Here is an 18,722-nt window from a genome sequence, read left to right on the forward strand (position 1 = left end):
TGTCGTGTGTCGGGAGGCAGCTCCAATGCCTCTTCGGTTCACCAACCACGGCTGGCGTTGTCCGCGACGGCCATCTCCGTGCACTGGACTTGTCCGGGCAGCGGCTGTTCGATCAGGGCCGGCGAGGCGCCCGCGATGCCGCCCGAGCCCTGGGGGATGCCGCATCCAACAGCATCCCGCTCCCCATGTACGACAGCAGCCCCCCGCTCGTCGGCCTCTCCGCCCGCCTGCCCGAGACAGCTCTTGAACGTGCGAATGGCCCGCCCCCGGCGGGCCCTGCGGCGTCCGGCCTGGTCGGGCGGTTTGGCCGTGTTGGGGCGGCCGGGTGAGTGGACACAGCCCGACGTCGCACGACCCGGCGACGGCAACTGGTCAGCGACGTTCTGCTCACAGGCCGGGTGCGTGGAAGCCGTTCAGGTACCAGAAGGGGGCGACGTACCAGATCAGGGCGATCGCAGTGACGAGGGTTCCGCCGGCCAGGGGGAGTGCCCAGCCGGGCCAGCGGCGGTGCCGGACCACGATGACCTTGGCGACGAAGGCCCCGTAGAGGAAGCAGCCGGCGAGCGAATGCAGTGCCACGCGGGTGTCGGTCAGTTGGACGCCGTAGGCGGTGATGCAGTGCCGAGCGATGGGCAGGGAGAGGAGGAAGGCGGTCAGGCCGATGAGGCGGTGCGTGGTGTGGACCCGGTGCGGCGCGGCTCGCAGTGTGGGCAGGCGGCCGTAGATCCACAGGGCGAGAAGCAGCTGAATCAGCGCCAGGCCCAGGAGTGCGGAGCCCAGTTGGGCTTTCAGCAGTCTTGCGTCGTCGCCGCGGTTCCCGAAGAGGCTGGTCTCGTAGTTGGGGGTGTGTACCCGGCCGTACCAGTAGAGGCCGGCCACCACCGCCACGGGCAGGAGAAGCCACAGGACGTCGTAGAGCCGTCGGTGGCCGGCGGGGTGAGCGAGGCCCTCCACGTGATCAGCCGCCCCCGCTCTCGATTTTGCCGCAACCTCGGATGTCTGCCAGGCCACGACGATCAGCAGGGTGAGCGCCTCGGCGACGAGGCTGAGCAGGGCCTGCGGGGCTGGTTGCAGGCCGTGTTCGGAGAACCCGAACAATCCGATGGTGCGGGATGCGGCGAACCCGACGAGCGCGCCGATGGCGATCGCGGCGGCGGCGATTCGCAGGAGCAGGGGCGCCGCCAACAGAAGGAGTGCGGCCACCGCGAAAGCGGTGCTGGCCTGCAACAGGAACAGCGAGCCGACGACGTGGACGAAACGATATCCGTCGATGTAGAGCTGGGCGTGGATGTATCCGCTTGCCGCGAGCGTGGCGGCAAGCACCAGGCGCAGTGCGAGGGCGGGCAGGCTCCGGGTGTTCATGCTCCGGGTGTTCATGCGAGTTTCGTGTCCTTGACGGCCAGTGCGTGGTTGCCCTGCCAGTAGTTGACGGTGCGGATGCCGAGTGCGTCCTTGAGGCGTCCGGCGGGCAGCACCTGTGGAATGGGGCCGGGGCCCTGGCCGGGTTTGGGGAACGGGTAGCAGGTGGGGCGGGCCGAGTGGAAGGTGATGTTGCCCTCGGTCTTGCTGAACAGCTGGTGGACGTGCCCGTTGAGGCACGTGACCGAGGAGAAGCGGCGCAACATCGACAGCACCTGCACCGCGTCGTCGGTGCCCCAGCCCCACGCCGGATACATCGCGAACAGCGGGATGTGACTGAAGATGACGATGGGGGTGTCCGAGGACAGGCCGGCGATGTCCTTGCGCACGAAGTCGATCTGATCGTTGCCCAGGTGGCCGAGCTGCTCCAGGTGCAGCGTGTTGACCAGCGCGATGAAGTGCACACCGTGGGTGTCGAAGCTGTACCAGCCGTCGCCGACGGTGTTCTTGCCGAAAGTCTGTCGGTAAGCGCGGGGTCCGTTGTCTCCGATCGAGTCGTGCTCGCCCGGCACGGTGAACACCCGGTCCGTGTCCAGCTGCGACAGCATCTGCTTGACCTGGTCGAACTCGTCGGGGGTGGAGAGGTGCGTCAGGTCGCCGCTGTGCATGACGAAGTCGGGTCGGAACCCGAGGGAGTTGACCTGGTCGATCGCTGTGGCGAACGTCCCGGTGACGTCCATGTTGGGCGGGCCCTGGAAGCCGATGTGGCTGTCGGAGATCTGCACGAAACGCAGGTCTGCGCTGCTTGCCGGGGCCGCGTTCGCCGATCCGGGGATATGACTGATCACCTCTCCTGCGGTGACTGTCAGAACCACGGCACCACCGAACCAGGCGGAGTGCCGCATGAGCTGGCGGCGGGTCATGCCGTGCTCGCCGCCGCCGTCGGAGTCGGGTGTGTGCTCGGTCATGGGGTCACCTCTACGGTGGCGGTCATGAACGGGTGGATGGAGCAGTAGTAGGGGTAGGTGCCGGGTGCGGTGAACGTGTAGCTGTAGGTGGCGTTGGTGGCCAGGGCCGCCGACTGCAGTGGCCCGCCCGATCCTTGCTTGCTGGTGACGGTGTGAGCGTCGGGGTCGGTGTTGGTCCAGGTCACGCTCGTGCCCGTCTTGACCGTCAGTGCGGCCGGGGAGAACGCAAAGTTCTTGATCGTCACCGCGTTGGCGGCCACTGGCGCGGACGGCCGGCCGCTGGTGGGTGAGGTCGAGGGCGTGCTTGATGGTGGGCTGACGGTGACCGTGTCGCCCGTTCCGGAGGCACCGGGAAATCCCGGCAGGGTCTGGCCGGGTCCGGGACTCAGCGCGCCGGCGGGTTCGGGGTGTGACGATCCGCCGCACGCGCTGAGCAGTCCCAGTGCTCCGGCAACGGCAACGGAGACAGCGGCCAGGCACGCCGTACGCGACCGCCGGACCGGCGGAGAGGAGTTCGCATTCATGGCCATCGTTCCTTCTACGCGTCCACAGCCGTACGGGCGGGTGTGACCCAAGACCAATCCGGGATCGGTCTTCTCAGGCAGATGGACGACCGCGTCACACCCGCCGGGGGATGCTGGAAGGGGTGCAACCCGGCTGGTTACTCTATGTGAGCGGGCAGCACATTCCATGCAGTGAAACGAATTCCACAGCGGAGTTTCGTTGTTTCACCCGCACGGGTGCCTCGGTGGCGGGCGGATCGGGGAGGGCGAGAAGGTCAGTCGTCATGCGCGAGGCGCTCGTAGCGCAGCCCCTTGCGGAGCAGGTCGACGATGCGCAGCACTTCGGAGGCCCGGGCGGACCCGAGGTTGATCAGGTAGCACCCGGTGCGGCGCCCGTACTCCCAATCCACCTCCAGCGAGGGCAACTTCGCCCCGCCGAGGGCGAGGACGGTCTCCAAGTCCTCGACGGCGTAAGCGGCTTCCCGCCGCTGATCGGCCGTGGCCCGGTTTCCCTGGTGTGCTGCCCGTCCGTGACTCCAAGAACCCCGAGGGCCCGTCCCTGGTCTTCCCTGCCGAGGCCTGGCAGTCCTTCATCACCGCTGTCCGCGCCAGCGAGTTCGACGCCCGGTAACAGCTTCTTCCGGTCCCGCCGCCCCACGCCTGGGGCGGCGGGGCCAACCGCACTCCCCTGCCGGTTCAGACACCGCCCGGCCGAGGGTCAGGACGCCAGGTGCGCCGACGGGCCCAGGGCGGTCGCGAAGCGGAGCACTTCGTCGAGGGCCTGGTCGATCCGGGAGGTCAGCGCGGTGCGGCTGCGGGTGTCGGTCAGGTCGGCGCGTTGGACGACGAGTTGGGTGGGGACGGCCCAGCCGCCGAGGGCCCGGACCACTGCGCGCAGGTGGTCGCAGGTGCCGGAGGCGTTGTGCAGGGCGCTGGCGGTGGCTGCGATCAGGACGGGCCGGTCGGCGAGCGCGGTGTCCGGGAGGTGGTCGAGGGTGTTCTTGAGCGCGCCGGAGAGGCTGCCGTGCTGGACCGGGGTGACCAGGACGACGGCGTCGGCCGCGGCCACTTCCTTGAGCAGCCGCCCGACCGCCGGGTCCTCCAGGAGTTCGCCGCTGACGTAGCGGTCGGGGTCGAGGACGGGCAGGGCGAGCAGCGAGCGGTCCAGTTCGCCGGCGGTCATCCGGCCGGTGTGGCCGGCGCGTTCGGCGATGAGTGCGGTGAGGGCTCGGCAGCTGGAGGCGCGGGCCGTGGTGCCGGCGACCAGCAGCAGGTTCACGCCGTCGCTCCGCGGGCCTGCCAGGCGTTCTTGAGCTCGTCGAGGTGGTGCAGCGCGGCGAGCACCTCGTCGGGGTCGACGCCGAAGTCGATCAGGCAGGCGACCTCGTCGACGCCCAGGGCGGCGAGCCCGTCGAGGGTGCGCAGGCCGTCCTCGACGGTGCCGAACAGGCCGCTGGTCTCGAAGTAGCGGTCGAAGGAGCGGTCGACGAGGAACTGCAGGTCGTCCTCGTCCAGTTCGTTCGGGTCGACGCCGGGGAGGATGTCGCCGGCGGCCTTCATGATCAGGCCGAGGGAGCTGCGGATGTAGTCGGAGAACGGCTTGCGGACGGTCTCGCGGACCTGTTCGCGGTCGGTGCCGAGGAAGGTGTGCAGCATCAGGACGACGTTGCCGGCCGCGCCCCGGGCGGTGGCGGGCAGCGCCTCGCGGTAGAGCGCGATCTTCTTGGCGAGGTCCTCCGGGTCCTGGCCGAGCAGGTGGGTGAGCAGGCCGAGGCCCAGTTCGCCCGCCTGGCGGAAGGTGTCGGGGCTGCCGGCGCTGGTCAGCCAGATCGGCAGGTCGGCCTGGACGGGGGCCGGGTAGCTGCGCACCTGGACCGGAGTGCCCTCGCCGTCCGGCAGTTCGACGCTGTCGCGGTGCCAGAGGGTGCGGACGGTCTCGATCGTCTCGATCAGCAGCCGGCGGCGGTCGGCGTAGTTGTCGGGGCGCAGGACGAAGTCGTTGGCGTGCCAGCCGGGGGCGAAGGACAGGCCCACCCGGCCGTCGGAGAGGTTGTCGACCACCGACCACTCCTCGGCGATCCGGACCGGGTGGTGCAGCGGGCCGACCACGCTGCCGGCCCGGATGGCGACCCGCTCGGTCATGGTGGCGAGGGCGGCGCCGGTCACCGCGGGGTTGGGGTAGAGGCCGCCGAACTCGTGGAAGTGCCGCTCGGGGGTCCAGACCGCGTGGAAGCCGTGGGTGTCGGCGAACCGGGCGCCGTCCAGCAGCAGCCGGTACTGGTCGCGGCCCTCGCCCCGGCCGTCGGCGAAGTAGAAGAGACTGAAGTGCACGTCGTGTCCCCGATCGGGTGGGATGAGTGGTCGGGTGTGGTGGGTGGTCGGGTGTGAGGGGTGGTCAGGTGGTCAGGACTTGGCCGCGCCGGAGGTCTCGCGCTCCGGTGCGGTGTCCGGTCCGGTCTGCGGCGGTGCGTCGGAGGGCCGGTTGCGGGCCAGGAGGGTGCCCAGTGCTCCGGCGAGCAGGACGGCGAGCGGCAGCAGGTAGGTGAAGCGGACGGCGTCGGTGACGGTGCCGTGTTGCAGCCTGGTCTGGAGGACGGCTCCGACGGAGGCGCTGCCGAGCAGGCTGCCGCAGAGCCGGGTGGTGTTGAACAGGCCCGAGGCGGCACCGGACATGGCCGGTTCGATCTTCTCGAACGCGACGACGCCGGCCGGCGCGTAGGCCACGCCCATGCCCAGGCCGAGGAAGAACAGGCCGGGCAGCAGGGCGTACCACTGGGAGTCGGGCCTGATCAGCGCGGCCAGCAGGCCGATGCCGGCGGCGAAGAGCAGCAGGCCGGCGAACATGACCCACTTGCCGCCGAGGCGGTCGCAGAGCCGGCCCGAGTAGGGGGCGATGAAGATGGACACCAGGGGGGCGACGGCGATCAGCAGGCCGGCCTGGAAGGCGCTGAAGTCGCGGACCTGCTGGAGGTAGAGCGGGGTGAGCAGGAGCATGCCGCCCAGGCCGCACGGGAGGGCGGCGACGACGATGGACATCACGGTGAAGTTGCGCTCGCGCAGGATGACGAACGGCACCAGCGGGTCGCGGTTCTGCCGGCCGCGTTCGACCAGCAGGAAGACGCCGACCAGGGCGACGCCGGCGGCGGCCAGCATCGGGACGCTCACCGGGCCCCACAGGGTGCCCCAGTTGTGGGACTCGCCTTCCTGGAGGGCGTAGACGACGCCGAGCATGGCGAGGGTGAGCACCACCGAGCCGAGGACGTCGAGGCGTTGTTTGACGCTCGACTCCAGCTTGGGCACCAGGGCCATGGTCAGGACCGAACCGACCACGCCGACCGGGATGTTGAGGTAGAAGATGCCGCGCCAGCCGAACCAGGAGACCAGGAATCCGCCGAGGGTCGGTCCGGCCGCGGCGACGATCCCGGCGAAGGAGCCCCAGACGCCGAGGGCGGTTCCGCGCCGGTCGGCCGGGAAGATCCGGGTGATCATCGCCATCGCCTGGGGGGTCTGGAGCGCGCCGCCGATGCCCTGGACGACCCGGGCGGTGATCGCCTGCCCGGGGGTCTGGGCGAGGCCGCAGGCCGCCGAGGCCGCGACGAACACCACCAGGCCGATCATGAAGACCCGGCGGGGTCCGTAGAGGTCGCCCAGCCGTCCCCCGGTGACCAGGAGGACCGCGTAGGAGAGCAGGTAGGCGTTGATCATCCAGAGCACCTGGTCGACGCTGGCGTTCAGGCCGGTGCCGAGCGAGGGGACGGCGACGTTCACCGCGGTGGTGTCCAGCAGGACCACGGCCTGCGTGAAGCAGATCGCGAACATCGCCGCCCAGGGGCTCTGCAGGCGGGTGCGCAGGTCGGCGGTGCGGGAGCTCATCGGGTCGCGGTCCCGGCCGCCACGGTCCCGGCCGCGGCGGTCCCGGTGGCCGCGGCGAGGCTGCGCGGGCGCATGTCGGTCCAGTTGGCCTCGATGTGGTCCAGCGCGGACTGCCGCGTGTCGGGTCCGTGGGCGGTGTCCCAGCCGGCCGGGACGGCCAGGGCGGCCGGCCACAGCGAGTGCTGTCCCTCGTCGTTGACCAGGACCAGGTAACGGCCGTCGGCGTTCTCGAACGGGTTGGTGCTCATGGTGGTCTGTCCTCTCAGCGGTGGTGCGGGCCGGGTCAGCGTCGTGCGGGCCTGGTCAGCTGTGGTGCGGTCCGGGTCGGTCGCCCGTGGTGCGGCGCAGCGCTGCCGCCAGTGCCCGGCCGATCCGCGCGATCGGTGCGGGGCGTGTCATGGCGCCGTGTGCGCAGTCCACGGGGTGGTCGTGGATCTCCCCCGTGACGTGCGGTGTCCAGGCCTGGGCGGTGGGGTCGGCCGGGGTCCTGCCGGCCGTGGCGGTGAAGAAGTGCACGTCCCCGTCGAACCGGCCGGGGGTGAACTCCTCGGCCAGGTGGAGGTTCTGGGCGAATCCCCCGGCCAGGGCCCGCAGGCGCTCCGGTGTGGTTCCGTGGAGCGGGCCGTCCCCCAGCAGCTCCAACGCCAGTTCTGGCGTGATCGCATCAACTTCGTCAGCTTGCACCGCGTGGCCGAGCGAGTCAAGCAGCGCGGCCAGCGCCTGAGGATCCGTCATCGGCCTGGCCTGGCCGTCCGGGTCGGGGTAGCAGTCCAGCAGGGCCAGGAGCGCGACCTGTTCGCCCTGCTCGCGCAGGCGCACGGCGATCTCGTGGGCCACCATTCCGCCGAGGGACCAGCCGAGGAGGTGGTAGGGGCCTTCGGGCTGGACCTTGCGGATCAGGTCGAGGTAGTCGGCGGCCATCTCGCCGAGCGTGGCCGGGCCGGCGTGCGGTTCGGTCAGCGTCCGGGCCTGGAGGCCGTACAGCGGCCGGTCAGGCTCCAGTTCGCGCAGCAGGCCGGAGTAGACCCAGGCGATCCCGGCGGCGGGGTGGACGCAGAACAGCGGCGCCAGTTGGCCCTCCTCGCGCAGCGGGAGCAGGGTCGCGAAGTCGTCGCCCCGGCTGCCGCCGGCCGCCGCGAGGTCGGCCAGCCGGGCCACCGTGGGGGCCTCGAACAGGGCCCTGATGCCGAGTTCGGCGCCGGTGACGGCCCGCAGGCGGCCGATCAGGCGGGCGGCGAGCAGCGAGTGGCCGCCGAGGTCGAAGAAGTTGTCGTCGATGCCGACCCGTTCCAGGCCGAGGACCTCGGCGAACAGCTCGCACAGGACGGCCTCGGCGGGGTTGCGCGGGCCGCGGGAGGAGACCTGGCCGGCGAAGTCGGGTTCCGGCAGGGCCTTGCGGTCGAGTTTGCCGCTGGGGGTCAGTGGCAGGGCGTCGAGGGCGACGACGACCGTGGGCACCATGTAGTCGGGCAGCAGGCCGCCGAGGAAGGCGCGCAGTTCGCCGGGGTCGAGGGCGTGGCCGGGTGTGGGCACGGCGTAGCCGACCAGGCGGTTGACGCCGCCGGTGCCTGCGCTGACGACGACCGCGGCCGCCGCGACGGCGGGGTGCTTGGCGAGGGCCTTCTCGATCTCGCCGAGTTCGATGCGGAAGCCGCGGACCTTGACCTGGTGGTCGACCCGGCCGAGGAACTCCAGGTTGCCGTCGGCGCGGCGGCGCACCAGGTCGCCGGTGCGGTACATCCGGCTGCCCGCCGGGCCGTGGGGGTCGGCGACGAAGCGTTCGGCGGTCATGGCCGGGCGCTGCCAGTAGCCGCGGGCCAGGCCGGAGCCGGCGATGTAGAGCTCGCCGGGGACGCCGACGGGCACCGGCTGGAGGGCGGCGTCCAGGACGTGGGTGCGGGTGTTCCAGATCGGGCGTCCGATCGGCGGGGCCTTGGGGTCGGGCGTGAGCGGGTCGCTCATGGTGGCGACGACGGTGGCCTCGGTGGGGCCGTACACCTGCATCACGCGGCGGCCGGGCGACCAGCGTTCGACCATCTCGGCGGGCAGTGCCTCGCCGCCGACGACGAAGCCGCGCAGTGAGGGCAGGTCGCCGTCGGGCAGTGAGATCAGCATGGGGGCCACCAGGTCGGTGTGGGTGACCTGGTGCCGGTCGATCAGGTCGTAGAGCTCCTGGCCGGCTGCTTGCCGGCCGGGGCCGGGCAGGACGAGTGCGGCGCCGGAGGCGAGGGTCATGGTGATGTCGGCCATGGAGACGTCGAAGCTGATGGAGACGACCAGCAGGAAGCGGCTGTCGGCGTCCAGGCCGAGGCGTTCGATGTGGGCGCCGGCGACCGAGGCGATGCCGGCGTGGGAGACGACGACGCCCTTGGGGCGGCCGGTGGAGCCGGAGGTGTAGATGACGTAGCCGGGGTGGGCGAGGGTCAGGGCCTCGGTGCGGTCGGCGTCGGTGGGGTCGGTGGAGGGGCCGTGGGCGAGGTCGAGGTCGTCCAGGGCGAGTACCGGCCGGTCGGTGTGCGGCAGTTGGGCGGCGGTCTGGGCGGTGGTGAGGACGAGCACGGGGGCGCCGTCGGCGAGCATGTACGCGATCCGGTCGGCCGGGTAGCCGGGGTCGATCGGCAGGTACGCCGCGCCGGCCTTCACGACGCCGAGCAGGGCGACCACCATCTCGACCGAGCGCGGGACGGCCAGGGCGACGAACTGTTCCGGGCCGACTCCCAGGCCGATCAGGTGGTGGGCGAGGCGGTTGGCGCGCTCGTTGAGGTCCCGGTAGGAGACGACGGTGTCGCCGAACACGACGGCGTCGGCGTCCGGGGTGCGGGCCGCCTGGGCCTCGAAGAGCTCGGGCAGGGTGGCCGCGGGGACCTCGTGCGCGGTGTCGTTCCAGCCGTACAGCAGCTGTTCGCGCTCCGCGGGGGCGAGGTGGTCGATGCGGCCGATCCGCTGGGTGGGGTCGGCCACCGCGCTGTGCAGCAGCCGCAGCAGCTGTGCGGCGAAGCGCTCGGCGCCGGCGCGGTCGAACAGGTCGCCGCTGTACTCGACGACGCCGTCGATGCCGTCCAGCGTGTCGTCCGCGCCGCGCCGTTCCAGCAGGTCGACGGCCAGGTCGAACTTGGCCAGGTCCAGGGCGGGGGTCTCGGCGCGGGCGGTCAGGCCGGGCAGGTCGAGTTCGGCGCGCAGGGTCTCCTGGAAGGCCAGCATCACCTGGAACAGCGGGTGGCGGGCGAGCGAGCGGCTCGGGTTCACCAGCTCGACCAGCCGCTCGAACGGCAGGTCGGGGTGGGCCCAGGCGGCGAGGTCGTTCTCCCGGATGCGGCCCAGGAGTTCGGCGAAGGTCGGGTCCCCCGAGGTGTCGGTGCGCAGCACCAGGGTGTTGACGAAGAAGCCGACCAGGTCGTCCAGGGCCTCGTCGGTGCGGGCGCCGATCGGGCTGCCGATCGGGATGTCGGTGCCGGCGCCGAGGCGGGTGAGCAGGGTGGCCAGGGCCGCCTGGAGCGTCATGAAGACGGTCGCGCCGTGGGCGGTGGCGGTCTCGTGGATGCGCCGGTGCAGGTCGGCGTCGATGTGCAGGGGCACGGCGCCGCCGCGGTAGCTGGCGACGGCGGGGCGGGGGCGGTCGGTGGGCAGGTCGAGCTGGTCGGGCAGGCCGCTCAGGGTCTGCTGCCAGAAGGCGAGTTGCTGCGACATCTGGCTCTTCGGGTCGTCCTCGGCGCCGAGGGATTCGCGCTGCCACAGCGCGTAGTCGCCGTACTGGACGGGCAGTTCGGTCCACTGGGGGGCGTGGCCGGCGACCCGTGCGGCGTAGGCGTGGGAGAGGTCGCGGGTGAGCGGGGTGGTGGACGGGCCGTCGCCGGCGATGTGGTGGAGCACGAGCAGCAGGACGTGCTCGTGCTCGGAGAGCTCGAACAGGTGGGCTCGCAGCGGTGGTTCGGTGGTGAGGTCGTAGCCGGCCGAGGCGGCGGCGCGCAGCGCCTGCGGCAGTTCCTCGCGGGTGACGGTCCGCTCGGCGGGCTGCGGCCGGGCGGTGTCGAGGACGAGCTGGTGGGGCTGTCCGTCGTGCTCGGGGAAGACGGTGCGCAGGATCTCGTGGCGGGCGGTCAGGTCGGCCAGTGCCGCGGCGAGCGCGGTGCGGTCCAGCGGGCCGTCCAGGTGGAGAGCGAGCGGGATGTTGTAGAGCGCGGAGTCGCTCTCGAAGCGGTTGAGGAACCACAGGCGGCTCTGCTGGTAGGACAGCGGCAGCAGGTCGGGGCGGGGCCGGCGGGTCAGGGCCGGACGCGCTCCGTCCGCGCCGGACAGGTGACCGGCGAGGGCGGCGACGCTGGGGTGGTCGAAGAGGTGGCGCAGCTTCAGCTGGGTGGCGAAGACGGCGCGGATGCGGCTGATGAGGCGGATGGCGAGGAGGGAGTGTCCGCCCAGTTCGAAGAAGCTCTCCTCCAGCGGGACCGACTCCACGCCGAGGACCTCGGCGAACAGTTCGGCGAGGAGCTGTTCGCGGGGGGTGCGGGCGGCGCGGCCGGTGCGGCGGCCGGGTTCCTCCTCGAAGGCGGGGGCGGGCAGGGCGGCGCGGTCGAGCTTGCCGTTGGGGGTCAGCGGCAGCTTCTGAAGGACGACGAGCGCGGCGGGCACCATGTAGTCGGGAAGTTCGGCGGCGGCGTGGCGGCGCAGTTCGGCGGTGTCGATGCGGTGGCCGGCGGCCGGGACGAGGTAGCCGACGAGGCGCTTGTCGCCCGGGCGGTCCTCGCGGACCAGGACGACGGCCTGGGCGGTCTCGGGGCGGGCGGTGAGGACGGTCTCGATCTCGCCGAGCTCGATGCGGAAGCCGCGGAGCTTGATCTGGTGGTCGACGCGGGAGAGGTATTCGAGGTTGCCGTCGGCGCCCCAGCGGGCGAGGTCGCCGGTGCGGTACATCCGGGTGCCGGGCGGGCCGTAGGGGTCGGCGGTGAAGCGCTCGGCGGTGAGGCCGGGGCGGTTCAGGTAGCCGCGGGCCAGGCCGTCGCCGGCGATGTAGAGCTCGCCGGCCACGCCGGGCGGCACCAGGCCGAGGTGGCCGTCGAGGATGCGGACGCGGGTGTTGTGCAGCGGCCGTCCGATGGCGGGGGCGCCGGGGCGGGTGCCGAGCGGGGCGGAGGTGGACCAGATGGTGGTCTCGGTCGGGCCGTACATGTTGCTGGCGGAGGCGGACAGGGTGTGCAGCTGCTCGGCGAGGGCGGCCGGGACGGCCTCGCCGCCGACGAGGGTGCGCAGTCCGGCGAGGGCCTGCGGGTGGCCGGCGATCAGGGACTGCCACAGCGACGGGGTGGCCTGCAGGACGCTCGCGCCGGTTTCGGCGATGAGGTCGGCCAGGGCGGCGGGGTCCTGCACGGTCTCCTTGGCGGCGAGGACGACGGCGGCGCCGCTGGTGAGCGGGAGGTGGATCTCCAGGCCGGCGATGTCGAAGGCGACGGTGGTGACGCTCAGCAGCCGGTCCTGGGCGGTCATCGGGAACTGCTCGCGCATGGCGGCGAGGAAGTTGTCGAGGGCCGAGCGGGGTATCACCACGCCCTTGGGTCGGCCGGTGGAGCCCGAGGTGTAGATGACGTACGCCGGGGTGGCCTGCGGGACGCGCAGGCCGGGGTCGGTGGCCGGCTGTGCGGCGAGGCGTGCGCGGGTGTCGTCGGTGTCGAGCAGCAGGCGCGGGACGGTGTCGCCGGTGGGGGTGTCCGCGGTGGTGATGACGGCGGCGGGCGCGGCGTCGGCGAGCATGTAGGCGATCCGCTCGGACGGGTAGTCCGGGTCGAGCGGGAGGTAGCCGGCGCCGGACTTGAGGACGGCGAGCAGGGCGACGACGAGGTCGCTGGTGCGGGGCAGGGCGACGGCGACGAGGTCGTGCGGGCCGATCCCCTCGGCGGCCAGCAGGTGGGCGAGGCGGTTGGCGCGCTCGTTGAGGTCGCGGTAGCGCAGTTCGGCGTCCTCGGCGATCACGGCGACGGCGTCCGGGGCGGCGGCGGCCAGGTCCTCGAAGCGTTCGACGAGGCTCTGGTCGGGCAGCGGCCGGTCGGTGTCGTTCCAGCCGTGCAGCAGCAGGGTGCGCTCGGCCGGGGACAGCAGGTCCGCTTCGCCGATCGGCCGGTCGACGTCCTCGGCCAGCGCGGTCAGCGCCCGCAGCAGGCGCTCGCCGATGCGCTCGATCTCGCCGATGGTGAAGCGGTCGGGGCGGTAGCTGAGCCGCAGCCGCAGCCGCTCGCCCGGGTGGGCGAACAGCGCGAGCGGGTAGTGCACCGCGTAGTTGCTCCCGGCGCCGGCGGCCAACGCGTCCGGGAAGCTCTCGAACACCGCGAGCGTGTCGAAGAGTTCGCCGTGGCCGGCGGCCTGCTGGATGTCCGCCAGGCCGGTGTACTGGTGGGCGGCCATGGCGCTCTGCTGGTCCTGGACCTGCGCGAGCAGGGCGGCCGGCGGCTCGGTCGGCGACAGCCGCGCCCGGACCGGGACGGTGTTGATGAACAGGCCCACCATGCCCTCGATGCCGGGCACTTCGGGGGCGCGGCCGGAGACGGCGGTGCCGAAGACCACGTCGGTGCGGCCGGTCAGCCGGGCCAGCAGCAGCGCCCAGGCGCCCTGCACGGCCGTGTTGAGGGTCAGGTCGCGCTCGCGCAGCCGGGCTTCGAGGCCGGCGGTGAGGTGCTCGGGCAGCTCCAGCCAGTGGTCGGCCGGCAGGGTGGTGGCCACGGGGCTGCCCGGGGCCAGCAGGGTGGGCTCCTCCAGCCCGTCCAGCAGGTCCTGCCAGGCGCTGCGGGAGGCCTCGTGGTCGTGGGCGGCGAGGAAGGCGAGGTGGTCCGTGTAGGGGGCGGCCGGGGGCAGTTGCTCGCCGCGCAGCAGCGCCTGCAGCTCGTCCAGGAGGATCGGCAGCGACCATCCGTCGACGACGATGTGGTGGAACGTCAGCGCTGCCCTGCGGCCCTGGGGGCCGAGGTCGGCGACGGCGGTGCGCAGCAGGGGCGGCGCGGCGAGGTCGAAGCCGCGCATGCGTTCGGTCTCGAAGTGCTCGGCGGCCTTGCGGACGGCGTTGGGTCCGACGAACTGGGCGACGGTGAACTCGGGTTCGGCCTGGGCGGGGACGAACTGCACGGGCTGGTTCGTGCCGTCCTGGTCGAAGCCGGCGCGCAGGTTCGGGTGGCGCTCGACCAGGGCGCGCACCGCGGTGCGCAGGTCGGCCGGGTCGGCGTCGAGTTCGAAGCTGACCTGGACGGCGTAGACGTCGAGGGAGTCCTTGGCGAGTTCGGAGTGGAAGAGCAGGCCCTGCTGGAGGGCGGTGGTCGGCCAGAAGTCGACGGCTCCGGGGTGGGCGGCGCGCAGGCTCGCGAGGCGGTCGGCGGGCAGGGCGGGCAGGGTCCGGGCGGTGTGCGCCGGTTCCTGGGCCGTCTCCTGGGCGGCGGTGGCGAGGCGGGCGATGGTGCGGTGGGTGAAGACGTCGCGCTGGGTGAAGGTCAGGCCGTGGCGGCGGGCGCGGCTGACCAGTTGGATGGAGCGGATGCTGTCGCCGCCGAGGTCGAAGAAGCTGTCCTCGACGCCCACCTGCGGGAGTCCGAGGAGGTCGGCGACCAGGTCGTGCAGCAGGGTCTCGCGCGGTGTGCGGGGGGCGGTGCGCTCGCCGGCGGGGGTGAGGGCGGGTGCGGGCAGCGCCTTGCGGTCGAGCTTGCCGTTGGGGGTGAGCGGGAAGGCGTCGAGCACCACGAAGGCGCTCGGCACCATGTACTCGGGCAGGGTGGCCGCAGCGCCCGCCCGGACGGCGTCCGGGTCGGGCCGTCCGCCGGGCGCGGGCAGCAGGTAGGCCACCAGCTGCTTGCTGCCGGGGCGGTCCTCGCGGGCCAGGACCGCCGACTGGCCGACGCCGGGCTGGGCGTCCAGGACGGCCTCGATCTCGCCGAGTTCGATCCGCAGGCCGCGGATCTTCACCTGGTGGTCGGCGCGGCCGGCGTAGTCGAGCGCGCCGTCCTCGCGCCGGCGGGCGAGGTCGCCGGTGCGGTACATCCGGGTGCCGGGCGGGCCGTACGGGTCGGCGACGAAGCGCTCGGCGCTCAGCCCGGGCCGGCCCAGGTAGCCGCGCGCCAGCTGGATGCCCGCCAGGTAGAGCTCGCCGGTCTCGCCGACGGGGACGGGCCGCAGGTCGGCGTCCAGGACGTGCAGGCGGGTGTTCCAGACGGGCCGGCCGATCGGGACGGAGAGCGCGCCCGGTTCGGCGACGCACTCCCAGAACGTGACGTCCACCGAGGCCTCGGTCGGGCCGTACAGGTTGTGCAGCGGCACGCCGGGCAGGACGGCGCGGAAGCGGGCGGCGAGTTCGACGGGGAGCGCCTCGCCGCTGCAGACGACCCGGCGCAGGCCGGTGCAGCCGGCCGCGGCGGGCTCGTCGACGAAGGCCTGGAGCATCGAGGGGACGAAGTGCACGGTGGTGATGCGCTCCTCGCGGATCACCTCGGCCAGGTAGGCGGGGTCGCGGTGCCCGTCGGGGCGGGCGACCACCAGGGTCGCGCCGGTGATCAGCGGCCAGAAGAATTCCCAGACCGACACGTCGAAGCCGGACGGGGTCTTCTGCAGCACCCGGTCCTCGGCCGTCAGCCCGTACTGGGCCTGCATCCACTCCAGCCGGTTGACGATGCCGCGGTGCGGGACGACCACGCCCTTGGGGCGGCCGGTGGAGCCGGAGGTGTAGATGACGTACGCGGCGTCGTCGGGCCGCGGGGCCGGGGCCTTTTCGCGCTGTGCCGGCGGCAGGTCGGGCAGTTGGTCGAGCACGAGGGTCGGGATCCGGTGCCCGGCCGGGTGGGTGACCGTGCTGTGGCTGAGCAGCAGCACCGGGGCCGCGTCCTTCAGCAGGTAGTCGATCCGGTCGGCGGGGTAGTCCGGGTCGACCGGGAGGTAGGCCGCGCCGGTCTTGAGCACCGCGACGAGGGCGACGACCAGGTCGAGGGAGCGGGGCACGGTCAGCGCCACGATCCGGTCGGGGCCGGCGCCCCGCTTCGCCAGCAGGGCGGCCAACTGCTCGGCCCGGTCGTCGAGTTCGGCGTAGCTGAGGGCGGCGCCCTCGAAGACCAGGGCGGTGCGGTCCGGGTGCTCGGCCGCCCGGGCGCCGAGCAGCGCCGTCAGGGTGGCCTGCGGGTCGGGCAGCGCGTGCCCGGTGTCGTTCCACCCGGCCGGGACGCCCTGACCCCTGGTCGCCTGCTCTGTCCCGTGTCCGGTCATGACGATCCCCTCGAAATGGCATGGTGCGCAGCCAGGCTGCGGGCGGTGTGGGCGCGGAGCGCGTGGGGCGTGGTGGCGTCGATCGCGATCCGGCCGGGCAGGTCCGGGGTCCCGTGCCGGGCGTGGGCCCAGGCCGGGGTCTGGGACGGGTCCATCGGGACGGGCGGCAGGTCGGTCCAGGCGGTGCAGTCGCGCGCGAGGTTGGAGCGGGTGGTGAGGGCCCACAGCAGGTCCTCGGCGCAGCGGATGGCCACGTCGTCGTCGGTGAACACCACGGTCTTGACGAACGGGTGCTGCCGGAGGATCTCGCGGGCGAGTGGTGTCAGGGCCCGGTCGGCGTCCGGGTGGTGTTTGCGCACGGCGACGGCCAGGAGCAGCATGCCGCCGCCAGCGGGCGAGAAGTGCAGGTCCCGGACGTCGAGGCCGGGGGTGGCGGGCAGTGACAGCGCCACCGAGAGGGCGCCGGCCGCTCCGAGGATGTGGGACTGTTCGCGGCCGGGGCCGAGGACGGCCTGGTAGAGCGGTGCCTGCCGGGTGGTGACGGCGGTGACGGTCAGGACCGGCAGGCCCGCCCTGGCCCGGCCGTCGTAGCCGAGGAACTCCGGGAGGGAGAGGTGGGGTTCGGCGTCGCCGATTGCCTCGTCGGCGGTCTCCTCGCCGAGATGACCCTCCAGGACGATCTCGGCCTCGGCCAGTGCCTCGGCGGCCTGGGTCGCCGCCGGGGCGGTGGTCAGCGGCCGGCCCGCGAGGGCGCCGGCCAGGGCGAGCTTGGACACCTCGGGCGGCAGGAAGCGGCTGTTCACGGCGGAGGCGATCATCGCCGCCGGCGGTACGCCGATGTTGACGGTGACCGGCAGCCGCTCCCCCCGTTCCAGGGCCTGACGGTGCATCAGTTCCAGCTGGCGGCCGGGCACCATCCAGACCGTCAGCCGCCGCCGGTCCAGCACCAGCATCCGGTGGGAGGACAGGGAGCTCAGCCCGGTGCGCGGGTCGTGGGCGTGCACCAGGGCGGCCGTCAGGTACGGCCCGGCGTCGCGCGGGGTGGCGGTGAGCACCGGCAGGTGGCGCAGGTCCACCTCGTCCCCGGCCCTGACGACCTGGCGGCAGGGCGGCTTCGGCGCCCGGTGCGGTTCTGCCGCGGCGGTCAGCAACTGCGCGACCGTGTCGGGGGTGGTGCGCGCGGGCAGCCCGGGCAGCCAGTCGCGCAGCCGGGCCTCGTTCCCGTAGAGGCCGAGCAGCACCGGCAGGGGGGAGTCCCCCACCGCCGTGTAGCGCACGGCCGGCTCCGGCCGGGCCTCGGGGACCGCGGGGACACCGGCGTAGCGCTCGGCGAAGTCGGCGGCCACCGCCTCGCGGGCGATCGGCTCCGTCCTGGTCAGGACGGCGTGCGGGTGCGACGCGGCGAGGCGGGCCAGGGCGGCGCGCAGCGACAGGCCGGGAGCGGTCATCGGGCGCCCGCCAGGGTGCGGTCCAGGGCGGCGAACCAGGCCTCCAGGTCGGCCGAGCGCAGCAGGCCGGTGCCGATCAGCAGGCCGCGGTATCCGGCGCTCAGCAGCCGGGCGGCCTCCTGCGGGGTCTCGATGCCGCTGGCGCTGACCGGGGTCGGGGTGCCGGCGGCCCGGACGGCGGTGAGCAGGCGCAGGCTGCGGCCGAGGTCGGGCGTGTCCTGCTCGCGTTGGCGGATGTCCTTGTTGTTGACGGCGATCACGCAGGACTCCGGGTGCACCACCGTGGTCAGTTCCTCCTTGCGGGTGATCTCGACGAAGGGGGTCAGCCCGTGCCCCAGGGCGGCCTCGATCAGCCGGGGCAGGGCGGTGCGCGGCAGCAGGGTCGCGGTCAGCAGGACGGCGGTGGCGCCGGCTGCGCGGATCTCCGCGAGCTGCCGGTCCTTGGTGAAGAAGTCCTTCACCAGGATCGGCAGTTGTGTGCAGCCGGCGACCTCGTCGAGCAGGGCGCGGCTGCCGCCGAACCAGGAGCCGGTCACCACGGAGAGCGCCGGGGCGCCCAACCGGGTGTACCGGTCGATGAGTTCGGGCACCGGCCGGTCCTGGAACAGGTCCGTGCCGTGCGCGCTGCGGACCTTGAGCTCCATGATGACCGGCCGCCGGGCGGCGAGCAGCGCGGAGACCAGGCCGCAGGGCGGGTGCTCCCAGGCGGTGCGGATCTCGTCGATCAGGCCGGAGTCGAAGCGGCCGTCCCCGCCCCGGGCGCCGCTGTCCACGTCGATGCCGAGGAAGTCCGGGTGGCAGCGGGCCTTGCGGTGCACCGCCGCCTGGTCCGCGCCGATCCCCCCGGCGAGCATGAACGGCCGCTCGATGCGGCCGAGCACGGCCTCCACTGCGGCGGACTCCAGCGGTATCCCGGTCGAGCCGATGCGGCCGTCGGCGCCCACCGAGTCGAACAGGAACACGTCCACGCCGGCCTTCTCGTAGGCGCTGATCAGGGGCGCCTCCAGCACCTTGCCCTGGCGGACGTGCAGGACCTTGATCAGCTCCACCGCCGGCAGCACGTCCCGGATCGCCCGCACCTGCGCGGGCGTCGTGTAGCCGTGCAGCTGGACCCGGGAGACGTCCGACGCGTCCACCGCCTCGCGCAGCGCGGCCGGGTCGGCGAGCAGGGTGACCAGCACCGGGGCCGGGCCGCCGGCCGCCCGGGTGGCGGCGGCCAGCCGGCCCAGGGCGGCGAGCGAGAGGTCCGACGCCCCGCCCGGAACGCCGTACCAGAGGCCGACCAGATCGACCGAGGTCCCGCCGAGCACCCGTAACTGATCCTCGCGGGTCACCCCGCACACCTTCAGCCG

12 protein-coding genes are annotated in these 18,722 nt (G+C 73.0%); 1 reads left to right on the forward strand and 11 read right to left on the reverse strand.

Annotated features, from left to right (window positions below; all coding sequences use genetic code 11):
- Positions 1-387: 387 nt before the first annotated feature.
- The 4 genes from KV557_RS42750 to KV557_RS19800 form a co-directional block, all read right to left on the reverse strand.
- A complete protein-coding gene (locus KV557_RS42750; protein ID WP_256177674.1) occupies positions 388-1,377 on the reverse strand; it encodes a DUF6529 family protein in 990 nt (329 codons plus the stop codon).
- Positions 1,374-2,327, reverse strand: a complete 954-nt coding sequence (locus tag KV557_RS19790; protein WP_218202095.1) for a metallophosphoesterase family protein — start codon at positions 2,325-2,327, stop codon at positions 1,374-1,376. The genes KV557_RS42750 and KV557_RS19790 overlap by 4 nt, the downstream gene beginning before the upstream one ends.
- On the reverse strand, positions 2,324-2,572 hold the full coding sequence (locus KV557_RS44505; RefSeq protein WP_308129977.1) for a cupredoxin domain-containing protein: 249 nt from the start codon (positions 2,570-2,572) through the stop codon (positions 2,324-2,326). The genes KV557_RS19790 and KV557_RS44505 overlap by 4 nt, the downstream gene beginning before the upstream one ends.
- A 533-nt stretch (positions 2,573-3,105) precedes the next feature.
- A complete protein-coding gene (locus KV557_RS19800) occupies positions 3,106-3,288 on the reverse strand; it encodes a hypothetical protein (RefSeq protein WP_218202099.1) in 183 nt (60 codons plus the stop codon).
- Positions 3,289-3,347: 59 nt separating this feature from the next.
- On the opposite strand from KV557_RS19800, the gene KV557_RS19805 reads away from it, so the two are divergent.
- Complete coding sequence (locus KV557_RS19805; RefSeq protein WP_218202101.1) at positions 3,348-3,461, forward strand: DUF397 domain-containing protein; 114 nt, start codon at positions 3,348-3,350, stop codon at positions 3,459-3,461.
- Between the two features lie 87 nt (positions 3,462-3,548).
- Here KV557_RS19805 and KV557_RS19810 read toward each other — a convergent pair whose 3' ends face one another.
- The 7 genes from KV557_RS19810 to KV557_RS19840 form a co-directional block, all read right to left on the reverse strand.
- Positions 3,549-4,109, reverse strand: coding sequence for an NADPH-dependent FMN reductase (locus tag KV557_RS19810; RefSeq protein ID WP_218202102.1), 561 nt, complete (start codon positions 4,107-4,109; stop codon positions 3,549-3,551).
- The gene (locus KV557_RS19815) at positions 4,106-5,161 is read right to left on the reverse strand and encodes a MupA/Atu3671 family FMN-dependent luciferase-like monooxygenase (RefSeq protein ID WP_218202104.1); all 1,056 of its coding nucleotides are present in this window, start codon (positions 5,159-5,161) and stop codon (positions 4,106-4,108) included. The genes KV557_RS19810 and KV557_RS19815 overlap by 4 nt, the downstream gene beginning before the upstream one ends.
- Before the next feature lie 72 nt (positions 5,162-5,233).
- The gene (locus tag KV557_RS19820) at positions 5,234-6,703 is read right to left on the reverse strand and encodes an MFS transporter (protein ID WP_218202106.1); all 1,470 of its coding nucleotides are present in this window, start codon (positions 6,701-6,703) and stop codon (positions 5,234-5,236) included.
- A complete protein-coding gene (locus tag KV557_RS19825; RefSeq protein WP_218202108.1) occupies positions 6,700-6,951 on the reverse strand; it encodes an MbtH family protein in 252 nt (83 codons plus the stop codon). Before KV557_RS19825 ends, KV557_RS19820 begins: the two co-directional genes overlap by 4 nt.
- A gap of 55 nt (positions 6,952-7,006) precedes the next feature.
- Complete coding sequence (locus KV557_RS19830) at positions 7,007-15,922, reverse strand: non-ribosomal peptide synthetase (RefSeq protein ID WP_218202111.1); 8,916 nt, start codon at positions 15,920-15,922, stop codon at positions 7,007-7,009.
- A complete protein-coding gene (locus tag KV557_RS19835; RefSeq protein WP_218202113.1) occupies positions 15,919-17,370 on the reverse strand; it encodes a UbiD family decarboxylase in 1,452 nt (483 codons plus the stop codon). The genes KV557_RS19830 and KV557_RS19835 overlap by 4 nt, the downstream gene beginning before the upstream one ends.
- On the reverse strand, positions 17,367-18,704 hold the full coding sequence (locus KV557_RS19840) for a hypothetical protein (RefSeq protein WP_218202114.1): 1,338 nt from the start codon (positions 18,702-18,704) through the stop codon (positions 17,367-17,369). The genes KV557_RS19835 and KV557_RS19840 overlap by 4 nt, the downstream gene beginning before the upstream one ends.
- Positions 18,705-18,722: the final 18 nt, after the last annotated feature.

Source organism: Kitasatospora aureofaciens (assembly GCF_019192735.1).
Taxonomy (GTDB): Bacteria; Actinomycetota; Actinomycetes; order Streptomycetales; family Streptomycetaceae; genus Kitasatospora; species Kitasatospora aureofaciens_A.